This window comes from Serratia sp. GW822-FHT06E05 (assembly GCF_058799445.1).
The window spans coordinates 584,992-598,889 of sequence record NZ_JBXALM010000001.1 but is presented as its reverse complement, the minus strand read 5'-3'; the positions used below and the strand labels follow the sequence as shown (position 1 = coordinate 598,889).

Below are 13,898 nucleotides of genomic sequence, written 5' to 3'. Positions count from 1 at the left end.
GGTGCGTCCGAGTGGACTCGAACCACCGACCCCCACCATGTCAAGGTGGTGCTCTAACCAACTGAGCTACGGACGCATCTTTTCCTGTCTGTCATGGCTGACAGCGGGGACGAATATTAACGAGCTACCCGCGCGCTGGCAAGGAGAAAAACGTAATTTTATCCGGTATTTCACGCGATTGCTGCGCTTGTGTGCAGTGCGGCGGTTTTTTCTGCAATCCATGCTGCTGAAGCCACCGGTCGGCGTAACCGACCGGTGGTGATAGTTAGCGGGTAGAGCGCTGCAGGATCAGGGTGGCAGGCTGTTTTTGCAGCCAACGCATACGCAAGGCCATCATGATGGCGGCGAAGGTCAGCCCGATAATAAACCCAATCCAGAAGCCGCTAGGCCCCATCGCCGGGACGACAATGTCGGTCAACGCCAACAGATACCCGCTCGGCAGACCCAGCACCCAATAGGCGATAAAGGTGATGAAGAAGATCGAGCGGGTATCTTTATAGCCCCGCAGAACGCCGCTGCCAATTACCTGAATAGAATCGGAGATCTGGTAAATAGCTGCCAACAGCATCAGCTGCGACGCCATGGCCACTACCGCCGGGCTGTCGTTGTACAGCAGGGCGATTTGTTCGCGGAAGGTGGCGGTAAACAGCGCGGTGCAGCAGGCCATCAGAATACCGACCCCGATAGCCGAATAAGCGGCAATCCGCGCGCCTTCGACCGATCCTTCACCCAATCGATAGCCAACGCGAATAGTCGCGCTGACGCCCAACGACATAGGCAACACGAACATCAGCGCGCTGAAGTTCAGGGCAATCTGATGCCCGGCCACCGAAACGATGCCCAATGGAGAGACCAGCAGAGCGACGACGGCGAACAGCGTGACCTCGAAGAACAGCGCCAGCGCGACCGGCAGACCGATGCCGAACAGGCGTTTTATTGCCGCCCAGTCGGGCCGCGGGCTGCTGCCTTCGTGCGGCAAAATATCGCGCTGCGACGGGGCGCGCTTCACGTACCAACGCATCGCCAGGAACATAAACCAGTAAACGCTGCCGGTTGCCACGCCGCAACCTACGCCACCCAATTCCGGCATGCCGAATTTACCGTAGATAAAGATGTAGTTGATCGGGATATTCACCAGCAGGCCGAGGAAGCCAATCACCATGCCCGGCTTGGTTTTCGACAGCCCTTCGCATTGGCCGCGCAGTACCTGGAAGAACAGATAGCCCGGCGCGCCCCACATGATGGCGTGCAGATAGCCCACGGCTTTATCCGCCAATTGCGGGTCGATATTGTGCATCAAGTCGATGACGAACTTGCTGTTATACAGCACGATAATCACCAGCAACGAGACCGCCCCCGCCAGCCAGAAGCCCTGACGCACCTGATGAGCAATGCGATCTCGTCGGCCCGCGCCGTTCAGCTGGGCGATGACCGGTGTCAACGCCAACAACAGGCCGTGCCCGAACAAAATGGCTGGCAGCCAAATAGAGGTACCGACGGCAACCGCCGCCATATCTGTGGCGCTGTACGCACCGGCCATAATGGTGTCTACCACACCCATTGCGGTTTGTGATATTTGCGCGATGATTACCGGGATTGCGAGGGCCAATAAACTACGCGCTTCAATGAAGTACTTCTGCACGCATACACCTTTTCTATTTATTTATGATGGAGGGGAGGGTCGTCGCGAAAGGACAACAATTAAAAATAGCGGAATTTTGTCAAAAAGATTGTACCCGCTCGGCGAGGTTAAGCAAATGCTGTGATGAAATAGTTATTAAATGCGCAGGCACAGACTTTTTGTCGCCACGGGTTTGGTTTTCCTCGCCAACTGGGGCAAACTGCCCCAAGCGCTTTAAACATTTTCAGAAAGAAGAGGCTCACATGTTCACCGGTATCGTACAAGGCACCGCGCCGCTGGTCGCCATTGATGAAAAATCCAACTTCCGTACCCACGTCATAGAAATGCCTACCGAGCTGCTACCTGGATTGGAGCTCGGTGCGTCTGTGGCGCATAACGGCTGCTGCCTGACCGTCACCGCGGTAGAAGGTAACCGCGTCAGTTTTGATTTGATCAAAGAAACGCTGCGCCTGACCAACCTTGGTGAACTGGCGTTGGGCGATGTGGTTAACATCGAAAGGGCGGCCAAGTTTAATGATGAGATTGGCGGTCACCTGATGTCCGGCCATATTATCTGCACGGCGGAAGTTGCCAAGATTTATACCTCCGAGAATAATCGTCAGGTATGGTTACGTATGCCGAATGCGGAACTGATGAAATATGTTCTGCACAAAGGTTTTATTGGTATTGACGGAATTAGCCTGACCATCGGAGAAGTGGTAAATAATCGTTTTTGCGTGCATCTGATCCCTGAAACGCTTGAACGTACCACGCTGGGCAAAAAACGCCTGGGTGATAAGGTGAATATTGAGATCGACCCGCAAACGCAGGCGGTGGTAGACACCGTTGAACGGGTGTTGGCAAGCCGCGAGGCGGCAATGGCGGCAGCGAGCGCGCTGGCGCAGAAGATCTGACAAACGACCCACCAGAGAGGAGCAATCGCGTGAAGTTTTATGGGAAAACGTTGATGTTAACGGCGCTGCTGGCGCTGAGTGCTTGTAGCAGTTCGCCGGACCAGGGCACAGCCAACCCGACAGTGGATGCCGATAGCGACACCTGTGGTGCGGCGCAATACCAGAATTATGTCGGTAAACCGATGTCTTCGCTGGAAGGCGTACGAATTGAGTCGCAGGTACGTGCGATTCCGTATAACTCAGCGGTCACGATGGACTTCAACCTGCGCCGCCTGAATTTCCTGGGCGACAGCGAGGATAAAATCATCCGTGTTTATTGCGGCTGATGCTTTTGCAGGTCATGTATAAGAATAACCCCGGTTAATTGGCCGGGGTTTTTTATTGTGCGTATTTAGCGCGTCACGCGGATACCGCCTTCTACGCCTTTCGGGCTGAAGACGACCTGCCAGAGTTGAATGTCACGGGCGCGAAATGCTCCAGCGCAGGCGTTCAGGTAATAACTGAACATGCGTTCGAAACGATCCGAATAACGTTGGGCCAACTGCGGCCATGCCTGTTTGAATCTTTCGTACCACGCCATCAAGGTGCGATCGTAGTCAGCGCCAATATTGTGCCAATCTTCCATCACAAAATGCCCTTCGCTGGCCTGGGCAATATGGGTAACTGACGGCAGGCAGCCATTCGGGAAGATATATTTGTTGATCCACGGGTCAACATTCATATCTGTCCGATTCGAACCAATGGTATGTAGCAGGAATAGGCCGCCCGGTTTTAAATTACGTTCCACCACGTTGAAGTAGGTGCGGTAATTTTTCGGACCGACGTGCTCAAACATACCGACGGAAACAATACGGTCAAATTGCAGATGCAAATCACGGTAATCCTGCAGCAGGATCTCGACGTCCAGCCCGGCACAGCGCTCCTGTGCCAGCTTTTGCTGCTCGGCAGAAATGGTCACGCCCACCACCGAAACGCCATAGTTTTTCGCCGCATAGGCAGAAAGCCCGCCCCAGCCACAGCCGATATCCAGCAAATTCATACCCGGCTGCAGCTGCAGCTTTTCGCAAATCATCCGTAATTTGGCTTCCTGCGCTTCTTCCAGCGTGGTCGCCTCTTTCCAGTAGGCGCAGGAATACTGCATATAAGGATCCAGCATCAGGGTAAAGAGATCGTTCCCCAGATCGTAATGTTCTTTGCCGACTATCCAGGCGCGTTTCTTCGATTGCAGATTGGTTAATCGCGCGGCGGCAATTCGCAGGGTATCTTTGAGGTGGCGGGGCAATTTCTTTTCCAGACCGGCGCGGACCACGTGATGAAAGAATATATCCAGCCGTTCGCATTCCCACCAGCCGTCCATATAGCTTTCGCCCAGGCCGAGAGAACCCTCCTGCAGCACACGTTTAAAAAAATTAGGATTTTTAACCTGAATATCGAAAGGGCGCGAGCCGTTTATTTCAATACCGGCCATGCTGAGCATTTCATGAGCGATACGGTACCATTGGTTGTCCTGGATGCTCACATCTTCTATACACGATGAACTCATAGCTTCTCCATCACCTTCTTCTGACTTATGACCCGTCAAAAAATAGCTTAGACAAATTCTGCGGGTGCATACGTTTACCTACGGTAAGAATCCCGTGGCGTCTGATATCCGACTATGAACAGAGGAAAATTTTAAGAAGGTTCCAGCGCAAGAAACGCGGGAAAGACAATCCTTAAAAAACTGTGACGCCATACGCGTACACAACAGTTGCTAGTGATAAAGAAATTATAAAAGTGTTATTTTTAAAGGTCGTTTTTGAGTATAGGCTTGCCGAGGCGCTTACTCAACTGTAAATCGCACTCGGCAAAAATATTCTTTAAGTGATTATTAATACTGGCAATTATGACGCGGAGTTAGCATGTTCCTGACGCGTCGCCTGTCGATCGTCCATTACCTTTCTCCGTTGCATCAGATAGCCCAACGCGGCCAATACCACCGTCGACACCATTACCGTGACCGTTGCCAACAGAGGCTGGGCGATAAAGGCCGAAACCAGCATGCTGGCGACAAAACACAGGCCTAATTGCAGGGTGTTTTGCAAGGCGGCAGCTTTACCGGTGCCCTCCGGGAACGGGGTCAACGCATTGGCTACCACGATAGGGTAAATGGCTCCGTTGACCAACGCCATCACGCAGAACGGAATTAACAACGTAGTGAGCGTGGGCTGAGTCAGGGTGGCAACCAGATATAATGCAACCATACTGACGCCATAAACTACCAGCAGCCAAGGCAACAAGGTGTTGCCATTCATGCGGTTCAATGCGGTACGACAGCCATAGCCCCCTAATAAGAACGCCAGCGTCTGCGGCACATAGCTCAGACCGATGTCGTTCGGGCTATAACCCATATCACCAAGAATAAACGGTGAACCTGTCAGCCACGCGAAGAAGCCGGCAGAACAGGCGGCAAAGATCATAACGTTGCCACTGAAGATGCGTGACTTTAATAGTTGGAAGAAACTGAGCGCGCTTTTCTTATTGTCGTCGGAAGGCACGGTTTTGGCGCTTTCTTTCAGCAGCAGCGTCGGCAATAGCAGAAGCACGGTAATGCCCAGCAACACGGCGAAAATGGCGCGCCAGCCCATGTGGTTCAGCAACCAGGCACCCACCAACGGCGCCAGCGCCGGTGAAAGGGCTACCAGCGGCATAATGGTCGCGAACACGCGGTTAGCCTTGCCTTCGCGATAGCGGTCAATTACCAAGGCCTGCCAGGTAACGGCAGCGGAGCAAACCCCAATCGCCTGGATAAAGCGCAGCGACCAAAGTTGCACGGCATTTTGCACCCACAGCATGCCAAGGCAGCCGAGGGCAAAGAGCGCCAGACCGATCAGCAACACCGGTTTACGGCCGAGGCGATCGGAAAGCGGGCCCCACAGCAGTTGTGCAAAGGCAAACCCGGCCAGGAAGATGCTCAGGCTGGCGCTGATTGCCCCGGCAGAAATCTGCAGATCTTGCTGCATCATGCCGAAGGCGGGCAGGTACATATCGGTGGCCAGGTATCCCAGCATGCTCAGGCCGGCAAGGTAGAACATAAAACCAAAGGAATTTCGCATGGTATTTCTCGTTAATATTTTATTGTCGCAGGTTTTTAGCGCCGGCAAGTGTATCCGGCTGGATCTCTGCTTGTGAAACGGTAATATTTGCGAGGTGCTGTTAAAAAAATTGAAGGCAAGAGCTATGTGGTCTGAATATTCCCTGGATGTCGTCGATGCGGTGGCCCGCACCGGCAGTTTCAGCGCAGCGGCGCAGGAGCTGCATCGGGTACCGTCGGCGGTAAGTTATACGGTGCGGCAGTTGGAGCAATGGCTGGCGGTACCGCTGTTTGAGCGCCGTCATCGCGACGTGGAACTGACACCGGCGGGCGTGCTGTTTATTCAGGAAGCGCGTGGTGTCATCAAAAAAATGCTCGACACGCGCCGACAGTGCCAACAGGTCGCTAACGGCTGGCGGGGCCAATTGAAAATAGCGGTGGATATCATCGTTAAACCCCAACGCAGTCGCCAATTGGTGCTGGATTTTTACCGCCATTTCCCCGACGTCGAATTGCTGGTTCAGCCGGAGGTGTTTAATGGCGTATGGGATGCGCTGGTGGACGGTCGTGCCGATATGGCGATCGGCGCCACAAGGGCGGTGCCGGTGGGCGGCGGTTTCGCCTTTCGCGATATGGGAGATATGCGTTGGTTGTGCGTGGCCAGTCCGCATCACCCGCTGGCCGCGATAGAGGGGCTGTTGAACGACGATCAACTTCGGCCTTTTCCGTCGCTGTGCCTGGAAGATACCTCGCGCAACCTGCCCAAGCGCGTGACCTGGACGTTGGACAACCAGCGCCGCCTGGTGGTGCCGGACTGGGCTTCTGCGGTGGACTGCCTGTGTGCCGGGTTGTGCGTTGGTATGATGCCCGCGCATCAGGTATTGCCTTTGGTGCAGCGCGGGGAGTTGGTGGCGCTACAGTTGCAACAGCCATTTCCCGCCAGTCCTTGTTGCCTGACCTGGCAGCAAAATACGCCGTCACCGGCTATGGCCTGGTTGCTGGATTATCTGGGAGACAGTGAAACCTTGAATCAGGAGTGGCTAAGCGAAGAATGACGCCGGAAACCGTGAGAGTTTCCGGCGCAGATAATTAGCGGCGATAATCGATGAACGGACCGTCAGCGACCGAACGGCGCTCAACCAGCTTGGGATGAACCTCAATCACCTGCGACTCTTCACGCTTGCTGATGATGCGATCCAGCAGCATGGTGAAGGCCATCTCGCCCAAACGCTCTTTGGGCTGATGAATGGTGGTCAGTGCCGGGGTAAAGTAGCGGGCGTTTCGCACGTTATCGTAGCCAATCACCGATATGTCTTGTGGTACGCGCAGGCCAAGTTCATCGGCGGCGCAGATCGCACCCATGGCCATGATATCGCCACCGCAGAAGACTGCGGTAGGACGTTGTTTCTGCGACAGTATCTGATGCATGGCCTTGTAACCAGATTCCGGCTCAAAGTCGCCCTGAACAATCCACTCTTCACGCACGTCGATATTGGCTTCTTCCATGGCTTTTAAAAAACCCTGATGGCGTCCGCCACCGGTATTACGCGCCAGTTGACCCGGAATGGCCCCGATATCGCGGTGGCCGCGTTCAATCAGGTAACGCCCGGCCAGATAGCCGCCTTCAAAGGCGTTATCGATAATGGTGTCGGTAAAGTCACCGCGTGCGGCGCCCCAATCCATGACGACCATCGGGATATTGCGATAATCTTCCAGCATGCCGAGCAGTTGGTCCGGGTATTCCGAACACATGACTAACAGGCCATCGACGCGCTTTTGCGCCAACATCGCCAGATAGGCGCGTTGTTTGTCCAGATTGTTATGTGAGTTGCACAGGATCAGCGTATAGCCTTTGCTGTAGCAGCTGTTTTCCACCGCCTCGATCACTTCGGCAAAGTAAGGTGCTTCGCTCGATGTGGCCAGCAGACCAATAGATTTGGTGTGATTGACCTTGAGGCTGCGCGCCACGGCGCTGGGTGAATAGTGCAGCTCTTTGATCGCGGCGCCAACGGCCGCTTTTGTTTCTTCGGCGACGAAACGAGTCTTATTGATGACGTGCGAAACGGTGGTGGTGGAAACGCCAGCGCGTTTGGCCACATCTTTAATCGTTGCCATGTAAAGAATGACTCCTGAACTCACATGTTGCAGTATGTAAGTGTGATGTTAATCGTTTGCCTGCGTAGATCCTTCTCCAAAGAAGCGAAAACTGAGTTTTTAGTGTGTTGAAGTCGTCAGCGCTTGGTCAGGAGGGGCATTTTGCCGGTACACAGTTGTGAACTGCGAATTTTGTCCCATATTGAGCAAAAGGGGAAGAGGTAATCGGTATTATAAACTGGGAAATGATAACAAGATTTTATCGGCCAACTGTGGGAAAATGGTTTAACACATTAATTGTGTGCCTTTTACCCTTGGGAAACCCAATCTGAAAAGGAGTTGTAATGGATACCGATTTGAAAATGTCACTGTTCACCACCCTGGGTGCGCTGGCTGTGATTATCGCTTTTAGCTTCACCGCAGCATTGAACTGATACTCTTCAGTCAACCAGGCGCAGTTCGCTACGCCTGGTTGTATTTTCCCCGCGTTACGCCAGATTTTCCTCCACAAATGCCCAGTTAACCAGCGCCCAGAAGTTTTCCAGGTAGGCCGGTCGTGCGTTGCGATAATCGATGTAGTAGGCGTGTTCCCAAACGTCGACGGTCAGTAACGGTTTGTCTTCACCTGTCAACGGCGTGGCCGCATTCGACGTATTAACAATCGCCAGCGAGCCATCCGGCTTTTTCACTAACCAGGTCCAGCCTGCGCCAAAGTTTTTCACCGCGGCGTCGCTGAATAGTTCCCGGAAGGCGGTGAAAGAACCAAAAGCCTGGTTGATCGCGGCAGCCAATTTGCCCTGAGGCTCTCCACCGCCCTGAGGTGACAGGCAGTGCCAATAGAAGGTGTGATTCCATACCTGGGCCGCATTGTTGAAGATGCCGCCGCTGGAAGCCTTGATGATTGCCTCAAGGGATAATCCTTCAAACTCGCTGCCTTTCAGCAAATTGTTCAGGTTGACCACATAGGCGTTGTGATGCTTGCCGTAGTGGTATTCCAGGGTTTCTGCCGAAATGTGCGGTTCGAGGGCATTTTTTTCATAAGGTAGTGCGGGCAGTTCAAACGACATTGCTTCCTCCTTGTACAGTGTCAACTCGCCGCTAAAGCAACGGACTTTAAATTGACCTGTTTTTATTGTGGGTATTTAGCTTAGCAATTTTCGCGCTGAAATACAGTGGGGGCGGGCTAAAGGATTGGGTGCTTTAGGGACAGCAGGAAAATCAGTCAGGGGAGAGCGGCTGGGCAAGCCAGCCGCCAAAGAAATTATCGAATGGTTTTCGGTGTTACTACACGGCGGGCGCCGATGTAATGGTTTTGCCAGTAGTCATTGTCGAGTTGGCTGATCCGAATTTCTTCACCGGTACGCGGTGACTGAATAAATTTGCCGTTGCCCAGATAAACGCCAACATGGTCTGCCACGCCGCGGTTATTAATGCGGAAGAACACCAGGTCACCGCTTTCCAGTTCGCTTCTCTTGATCGGCGCGGCGTCTCGCAGGTGATACATTTCGTTGGCGGTGCGCGGCATTTTGATTTTCACCACGTCTTTATACGCGTAGTAAATCAGGCCGCTGCAGTCGAAACCGGTTCTTGGTGAAGTACCGCCCCAGCGGTAAGGCTTGCCCATTTGGTCCATCAGCTTGGCCATCGCGGTTTGCTTGGCGTGCTGATAGCGTTTTTTGTGCGCTGGAGTCAGCTTCAACGGTTTATCATCACGCACCAGTTTTGCGGTGGCCATCCCGGCTTCGCGGTGGCGACCATAGCCTTTTTTGTAACCCTTTTTCGGCGGGGTAACTTTGATTTTGGCTATTTTCTGAGTTTTGCCTTTCGATTTGGCGCTGACGATCTTTTTAGCGGTTTTTTCCGTTTTGGCTTTGGAAACCTTGGCGGTTTTCTGCGGGGTGGTGGTTTTTGCTTTTTTGCTGGCTTTTACCGCTTTCTTTTTCTTGCGGTCATCTGGCCGGGCTTCGTTGACATGGCTTTTGCGTTGCTCGGCGGCAATACGCGCCTGTGGCGCAGCATGCGCCAGATTGAAGAATAGCTGTGTAAACAACAGCACAAAAAGCGTAAGAATTAAACGCATGTCGACGTTACCAACCTTGGCCCCGGAACAGATATCGAAAGAAGGACAGTATTCCCGAATTTCGCCATATAAAACAGCGAAGAACTCATAAATGATAATCCATATTGTGAGAAAACGTTAATGGCATTTTTTTTGCTGAAAAATCAATCTGTTGATGTATAAAAAAGCGACAATCACCGTCGGCGGGATTATTTAACGGCGCATTTTGATGGCAAAATATATTAGTGAAATGGCCAGATTAAAAATGTTATTCTGCGCATATGTTTTGACCGGAAAGGCTTTGCCGGTAAGACGCGACTGACTACGGGGAAATGCCCTTGCAAAAGATGGCGTTTTCTTGCGACTGTTCCAGCCGCTACAATGGCCGGTGTGATGCATGTTGTAGCCATAAGACTTGGCTTGAGGAAGCAATACAATGACGACGACGATTGAAAAAATTCAGCACCAGATCGCTGAGAACCCGATTCTGCTGTACATGAAAGGTTCACCGAAATTGCCAAACTGCGGTTTCTCTGCGCAAGCCGTGCAGGCGCTGTCTGCCTGTGGCGAACGCTTTGCCTACGTTGATATTCTGCAGAACCCGGACATCCGTGCCGAGTTGCCGAAATACGCCAACTGGCCGACCTTCCCACAGCTGTGGGTCGACGGTGAGCTGGTAGGCGGCTGCGATATCATCATCGAAATGTATCAGCGCGGCGAACTGCAGCAGCTGATCAAAGAAACGGCAGAGAAGTACAAACAGCAGGAAGACCAGCAGCCATAATCGGCTCGGTTTTATTGTTGGGATCCATCGGGCGGCACCAGTGAAGACTGGGCCGCCCGATTTTTTTGTCTTAGTCGGTGTTTTCGACCGCCAGTGGCCAGCCACCCAAGCGTTTCCAACGGTTGACCAGTTCACAGAACAGCAACGCGGTTTGCTCGGTGTCATACAGGGCAGAATGTGCCTGGGAACTGTCGAACGGGATATTGGCGGCGATGCAGGCTTTGGCCAACACCGTCTGCCCCAGTACCAGCCCACTCAGCGCCGCAGTATCAAAGGTGGCGAATGGATGGAAGGGGTTACGTTTCAGGCTGGCGCGCTCTGCGGCGGCCATCAGGAAGCTGTGATCAAAATTGGCATTGTGCGCCACAATGATTGCCCGGTTGCAGCCACGATCCTTAATGCCCTTGCGCACGGCTTTAAAAATAGCGTGCAACGCATCGTGCTCACTGACCGCACCGCGCAATGGGTTACTTGGGTCTATGCCGTTAAAGGCCAGCGCTTCCGGCTGCAGGTTGGCACCTTCAAAAGGCTCCACGTGGAAGTGCAGGGTCTCGTCCTGCTGCAACCAGCCGTTTTCATCCATTTTTAACGTAACGGCGGCAATTTCCAGCAGCGCGTCGGTTTTGGCATTAAATCCGGCAGTTTCTATGTCTATGACTACGGGGTAAAACCCACGAAAACGGCCACTCAGGGCGTTAAGATCACTTTTTTCGGCCATCAGTTTCTTATCTTCATCGAATGCAGCGCGCATTATGGCAAATTTTGCGCCCGGTTGCAGGCGGTTATCACGCAGATAAAAATAAGGGCGCAGGAAGCGCCCTTAATCGACCTCAGTGGCCCAGACCATGCCCAGCATGTTTGTTCTCGATCAGTTCGATCTTGTAACCGTCCGGGTCTTCAACGAAGGCGATCACCGTGGTGCCACCTTTTACCGGGCCGGCTTCGCGAGTAACCTTGCCGCCGGCGTTACGGATGCTGTCACAGGTTGCAGCGACATCGTCGACGCCCAGCGCCAAATGGCCAAACGCGCTGCCCATTTCGTAGCTGTCGGTGCCCCAGTTATAGGTCAGTTCAATCACCGCACCTTCGCTTTCATCGGTATAGCCTACAAACGCCAGCGAGTATTTGTATTCCGGGTTCTCGCTGGTACGCAGCAAGCGCATGCCTAATACCTTGGTATAAAAGTCGATGGAACGTTGCAGGTCACCGACGCGGATCATGGTATGGAGTAAGCGCATAATTCCTCTGATTGGATGTGCCGTTGCCAATGGCGGATGGATTGAAGCGAAATTCAGTATAGCGTTGCCGCATAAGGGATTTCAATGTATGCCGGGGCGGGAGCGGCAGAGCTTCAGTGACATTGTCACCTTATCAATGGCAATCGCACAGTATGTGCCCTATGGTTGATGGAAATAGGTACTATACCCCTCGCAAGGAACAGCAGGGTCGGATAGCGATACAGACTCAGGGTGAATGGCCTCAATTTATACATTTGGATCTGGTTAATATGCTTTTTTGTTTTTACCCGTGTGGAATGATGGCTACTGCCGAAGGAGATCATTAATGGATGAAATGCTGATTCTGGTGGACGCCGAAGATAATTCCGTGGGGTCGCAAACCAAAACGCTGGTGCACCAGCAGGGATTACTGCACCGGGCGTTTTCAATTTTTATATTTAATAGCCAGGGCAGACTGCTGCTGCAACAGCGGGCTTACGGTAAATACCATTCTGCCGGGTTGTGGACCAACACGTGCTGTGGTCACCCGCGCTGGGGAGAGGCGACGCAGGCAGCCGCACAGCGGCGGTTGCAGGAAGAGATGGGCTTTTGCACTGAGCTACTGCAGGTATCGAGTTTTACCTACCGCGCGGAAGTGCCAGGCGATTTAATTGAGCACGAATTCGATCATATTTACGTGGGCTTGTTTGACGGTGAACCGCAAGAGGATCCCGAAGAGGCCCACAGCTGGTTGTGGGTCGATATTCGGCAATTAGCCCAGGAGATAAAAAACGATCCTGATAAATTTACCGTTTGGTTCCGCACCATAATGAACAATATCGACGCCGCTGAGATCGAACGTTGGGGAAAGTTGGTTCCCCGTTAAATTGCCCCTGAACCGAAAAACGACAAAAGCCCGCCGGCATTCGCATACCGGCGGGCTTTCTTATCTGGTATTCCGCGTTATTACAGCGTCGGGTAGTCAGTATAACCCTCTGCACCGCCGCCATAGAAGGTGGCAGGCTGCGGCTCGTTCAACGCAGCATTCTGCTTGAAGCGCTCTACCAGATCCGGGTTGGCGATATAGCTGCGGCCGAAGGCCACTGCATCGATAAAGCCTTTATTGATCAGCTCTTCTGCTTTCTCGGCGGTATAAGCGCCGGCACCGACGATGACGCCTTTAAAGTGGGCGCGTACCGAGTCACGGAAGGCGTCGGAATAAGGCTTGCCGCCGGCCCAGTCGGGTTCGGAAATGTGCAGATAAGCGATATTGCGCTTGTTCAGCTCTTCCACCAGATACAGCGCCGCTTCTTCCTGATCTTCCCCGTTATCCAGGCCGTTGAACGGACCCAGCGGTGAAATACGGATGCCAATGTGTTCTGAACCCCATTCGGCGATGCTCGCGTCAACCACTTCCAACGTCAGGCGAGTGCGGTTTTCGATGCTGCCGCCGTATTGGTCGGTACGTTGGTTAGACGCTGGCGACATAAACTGGTGCAGCAGATAGCCGTGCGCTGCATGCAGCTCGATAAAATCAAAGCCGGCTTCACGTGCGTTGGCGGTGGCCTGACGGAAATCGTTGATGATCCCCGGGATCTCGTCGGTTTCCAGCGCTCGTGGGGTAGAGGTCGGCACTCGTACCCAGGCGCCGGTTTCGTCACGCACGGTGGTGCGGGTGTCGGCATTGATCGCAGAAGGGGCCACCGGTGCCTGCTGGCCCGGTTGCAGGCTGTTGTGGGAAATACGGCCCACGTGCCACAGTTGAACGGCGATATGGCCATTCTTATCGTGTACAGCCTGGGTGATTTTTTTCCACGCGGCGATCTGCTCAGGAGTGTGCAGCCCCGGAGCGCCGGCATAGCCTTTCGCCTGGAAAGAAATCTGAGTGGCTTCAGTGACGATCAGGCCGGCACTGGCGCGTTGAGCATAATATTCGCCCATTAACGGAGTAGGGATATCGCCGGGCTCAATGCTGCGCAGCCGCGTCAGTGGGGCCATAAACACGCGGTTTGGCAGGGTGACAGCGCCAACCTTCAACGGGGAGAACAACTTTTCAATCTTCATAGTGCATCCTATATTAATAGACCGGTCGACTAGTAATGTAATAAAACTGCCCCACAGGGCAAGTTTCGTAAA

15 protein-coding genes and 1 tRNA gene are annotated in these 13,898 nt (G+C 53.3%); 6 read left to right on the top strand and 10 right to left on the bottom strand.

Features of this window, described 5'->3' with window-relative positions; genetic code table 11:
- Positions 1 to 2: 2 nt before the first annotated feature.
- Together AC1RKC_RS02695 and AC1RKC_RS02690 are read right to left on the bottom strand one after the other, a co-directional pair.
- Positions 3 to 76, bottom strand: a tRNA-Val gene (locus AC1RKC_RS02695).
- Between the two features lie 189 nt (positions 77 to 265).
- Positions 266 to 1,642, bottom strand: a complete 1,377-nt coding sequence (locus AC1RKC_RS02690) for an MATE family efflux transporter (RefSeq protein ID WP_493092148.1) — start codon at positions 1,640 to 1,642, stop codon at positions 266 to 268.
- A 242-nt stretch (positions 1,643 to 1,884) separates the two neighbouring features.
- Here AC1RKC_RS02690 and AC1RKC_RS02685 point away from each other — a divergent pair, with 242 nt between their 5' ends.
- Positions 1,885 to 2,535: a riboflavin synthase gene (locus AC1RKC_RS02685; protein ID WP_020826664.1), complete on the top strand. Its 651-nt coding sequence runs from the start codon at positions 1,885 to 1,887 to the stop codon at positions 2,533 to 2,535.
- 29 nt (positions 2,536 to 2,564) lie between these two features.
- The gene (locus AC1RKC_RS02680; protein ID WP_493092149.1) at positions 2,565 to 2,861 is read left to right on the top strand and encodes an I78 family peptidase inhibitor; all 297 of its coding nucleotides are present in this window, start codon (positions 2,565 to 2,567) and stop codon (positions 2,859 to 2,861) included.
- 65 nt (positions 2,862 to 2,926) lie between these two features.
- Here AC1RKC_RS02680 and cfa read toward each other — a convergent pair whose 3' ends face one another.
- On the bottom strand, positions 2,927 to 4,078 hold the full coding sequence (gene cfa, locus AC1RKC_RS02675) for a cyclopropane fatty acyl phospholipid synthase (protein ID WP_493092150.1): 1,152 nt from the start codon (positions 4,076 to 4,078) through the stop codon (positions 2,927 to 2,929).
- A 340-nt stretch (positions 4,079 to 4,418) separates the two neighbouring features.
- On the bottom strand, positions 4,419 to 5,630 hold the full coding sequence (gene punC / locus AC1RKC_RS02670) for a purine nucleoside transporter PunC (protein WP_020826667.1): 1,212 nt from the start codon (positions 5,628 to 5,630) through the stop codon (positions 4,419 to 4,421).
- A 124-nt stretch (positions 5,631 to 5,754) separates the two neighbouring features.
- Between punC and punR the strand changes: the two genes are divergently transcribed.
- Complete coding sequence (gene punR, locus AC1RKC_RS02665; RefSeq protein ID WP_122079117.1) at positions 5,755 to 6,663, top strand: DNA-binding transcriptional activator PunR; 909 nt, start codon at positions 5,755 to 5,757, stop codon at positions 6,661 to 6,663.
- 34 nt (positions 6,664 to 6,697) lie between these two features.
- Here punR and purR read toward each other — a convergent pair whose 3' ends face one another.
- Positions 6,698 to 7,723, bottom strand: coding sequence for an HTH-type transcriptional repressor PurR (purR, locus tag AC1RKC_RS02660; protein WP_020826669.1), 1,026 nt, complete (start codon positions 7,721 to 7,723; stop codon positions 6,698 to 6,700).
- 323 nt (positions 7,724 to 8,046) lie between these two features.
- On the opposite strand from purR, the gene cydH reads away from it, so the two are divergent.
- Positions 8,047 to 8,136 carry a cytochrome bd-I oxidase subunit CydH gene (gene cydH, locus AC1RKC_RS02655; protein ID WP_020826670.1) on the top strand — a complete coding sequence of 30 codons (90 nt, stop codon included), beginning with the start codon at positions 8,047 to 8,049 and terminating at the stop codon, positions 8,134 to 8,136.
- Between the two features lie 54 nt (positions 8,137 to 8,190).
- On the opposite strand, the gene sodB is transcribed toward cydH, so the two are convergent.
- Positions 8,191 to 8,769 carry a superoxide dismutase [Fe] gene (sodB, locus tag AC1RKC_RS02650; protein ID WP_174574128.1) on the bottom strand — a complete coding sequence of 193 codons (579 nt, stop codon included), beginning with the start codon at positions 8,767 to 8,769 and terminating at the stop codon, positions 8,191 to 8,193.
- Between the two features lie 194 nt (positions 8,770 to 8,963).
- Entirely contained in the window at positions 8,964 to 9,782 is an 819-nt protein-coding gene (locus AC1RKC_RS02645) for a C40 family peptidase (RefSeq protein WP_020826672.1), read from the bottom strand.
- A gap of 415 nt (positions 9,783 to 10,197) precedes the next feature.
- On the opposite strand from AC1RKC_RS02645, the gene AC1RKC_RS02640 reads away from it, so the two are divergent.
- Positions 10,198 to 10,545: a Grx4 family monothiol glutaredoxin gene (locus AC1RKC_RS02640; RefSeq protein WP_020826673.1), complete on the top strand. Its 348-nt coding sequence runs from the start codon at positions 10,198 to 10,200 to the stop codon at positions 10,543 to 10,545.
- Positions 10,546 to 10,615: 70 nt separating this feature from the next.
- Here the strand turns inward: AC1RKC_RS02640 and rnt are convergent, their stop codons facing one another.
- A complete protein-coding gene (rnt, locus tag AC1RKC_RS02635) occupies positions 10,616 to 11,296 on the bottom strand; it encodes a ribonuclease T (protein WP_020826674.1) in 681 nt (226 codons plus the stop codon).
- Between the two features lie 79 nt (positions 11,297 to 11,375).
- On the bottom strand, positions 11,376 to 11,783 hold the full coding sequence (gene gloA / locus AC1RKC_RS02630; protein ID WP_041414525.1) for a lactoylglutathione lyase: 408 nt from the start codon (positions 11,781 to 11,783) through the stop codon (positions 11,376 to 11,378).
- Positions 11,784 to 12,108: 325 nt separating this feature from the next.
- Between gloA and idi the strand changes: the two genes are divergently transcribed.
- Positions 12,109 to 12,648: an isopentenyl-diphosphate Delta-isomerase gene (gene idi, locus AC1RKC_RS02625; protein ID WP_020826676.1), complete on the top strand. Its 540-nt coding sequence runs from the start codon at positions 12,109 to 12,111 to the stop codon at positions 12,646 to 12,648.
- An 80-nt stretch (positions 12,649 to 12,728) separates the two neighbouring features.
- Here idi and AC1RKC_RS02620 read toward each other — a convergent pair whose 3' ends face one another.
- The gene (locus AC1RKC_RS02620; protein WP_122079121.1) at positions 12,729 to 13,826 is read right to left on the bottom strand and encodes an alkene reductase; all 1,098 of its coding nucleotides are present in this window, start codon (positions 13,824 to 13,826) and stop codon (positions 12,729 to 12,731) included.
- Between the last annotated feature and the right edge of the window lie 72 nt (positions 13,827 to 13,898).

What these genes read in the sequence shown, in the direction of transcription:
- AC1RKC_RS02685 (WP_020826664.1), top strand. Translation starts at nt 1,885, where the DNA reads ATGTTCACCGGTATCGTACAAGGCACCGCGCCGCTGGTCGCCATTGAT.
- cfa (WP_493092150.1), bottom strand. Translation starts at nt 4,078, where the DNA reads ATGAGTTCATCGTGTATAGAAGATGTGAGCATCCAGGACAACCAATGG.
- punC (WP_020826667.1), bottom strand. Translation starts at nt 5,630, where the DNA reads ATGCGAAATTCCTTTGGTTTTATGTTCTACCTTGCCGGCCTGAGCATG.
- punR (WP_122079117.1), top strand. Translation starts at nt 5,755, where the DNA reads ATGTGGTCTGAATATTCCCTGGATGTCGTCGATGCGGTGGCCCGCACC.
- purR (WP_020826669.1), bottom strand. Translation starts at nt 7,723, where the DNA reads ATGGCAACGATTAAAGATGTGGCCAAACGCGCTGGCGTTTCCACCACC.
- cydH (WP_020826670.1), top strand. Translation starts at nt 8,047, where the DNA reads ATGGATACCGATTTGAAAATGTCACTGTTCACCACCCTGGGTGCGCTG.
- sodB (WP_174574128.1), bottom strand. Translation starts at nt 8,769, where the DNA reads ATGTCGTTTGAACTGCCCGCACTACCTTATGAAAAAAATGCCCTCGAA.
- AC1RKC_RS02645 (WP_020826672.1), bottom strand. Translation starts at nt 9,782, where the DNA reads ATGCGTTTAATTCTTACGCTTTTTGTGCTGTTGTTTACACAGCTATTC.
- AC1RKC_RS02640 (WP_020826673.1), top strand. Translation starts at nt 10,198, where the DNA reads ATGACGACGACGATTGAAAAAATTCAGCACCAGATCGCTGAGAACCCG.
- rnt (WP_020826674.1), bottom strand. Translation starts at nt 11,296, where the DNA reads ATGCGCGCTGCATTCGATGAAGATAAGAAACTGATGGCCGAAAAAAGT.
- gloA (WP_041414525.1), bottom strand. Translation starts at nt 11,783, where the DNA reads ATGCGCTTACTCCATACCATGATCCGCGTCGGTGACCTGCAACGTTCC.
- idi (WP_020826676.1), top strand. Translation starts at nt 12,109, where the DNA reads ATGGATGAAATGCTGATTCTGGTGGACGCCGAAGATAATTCCGTGGGG.
- AC1RKC_RS02620 (WP_122079121.1), bottom strand. Translation starts at nt 13,826, where the DNA reads ATGAAGATTGAAAAGTTGTTCTCCCCGTTGAAGGTTGGCGCTGTCACC.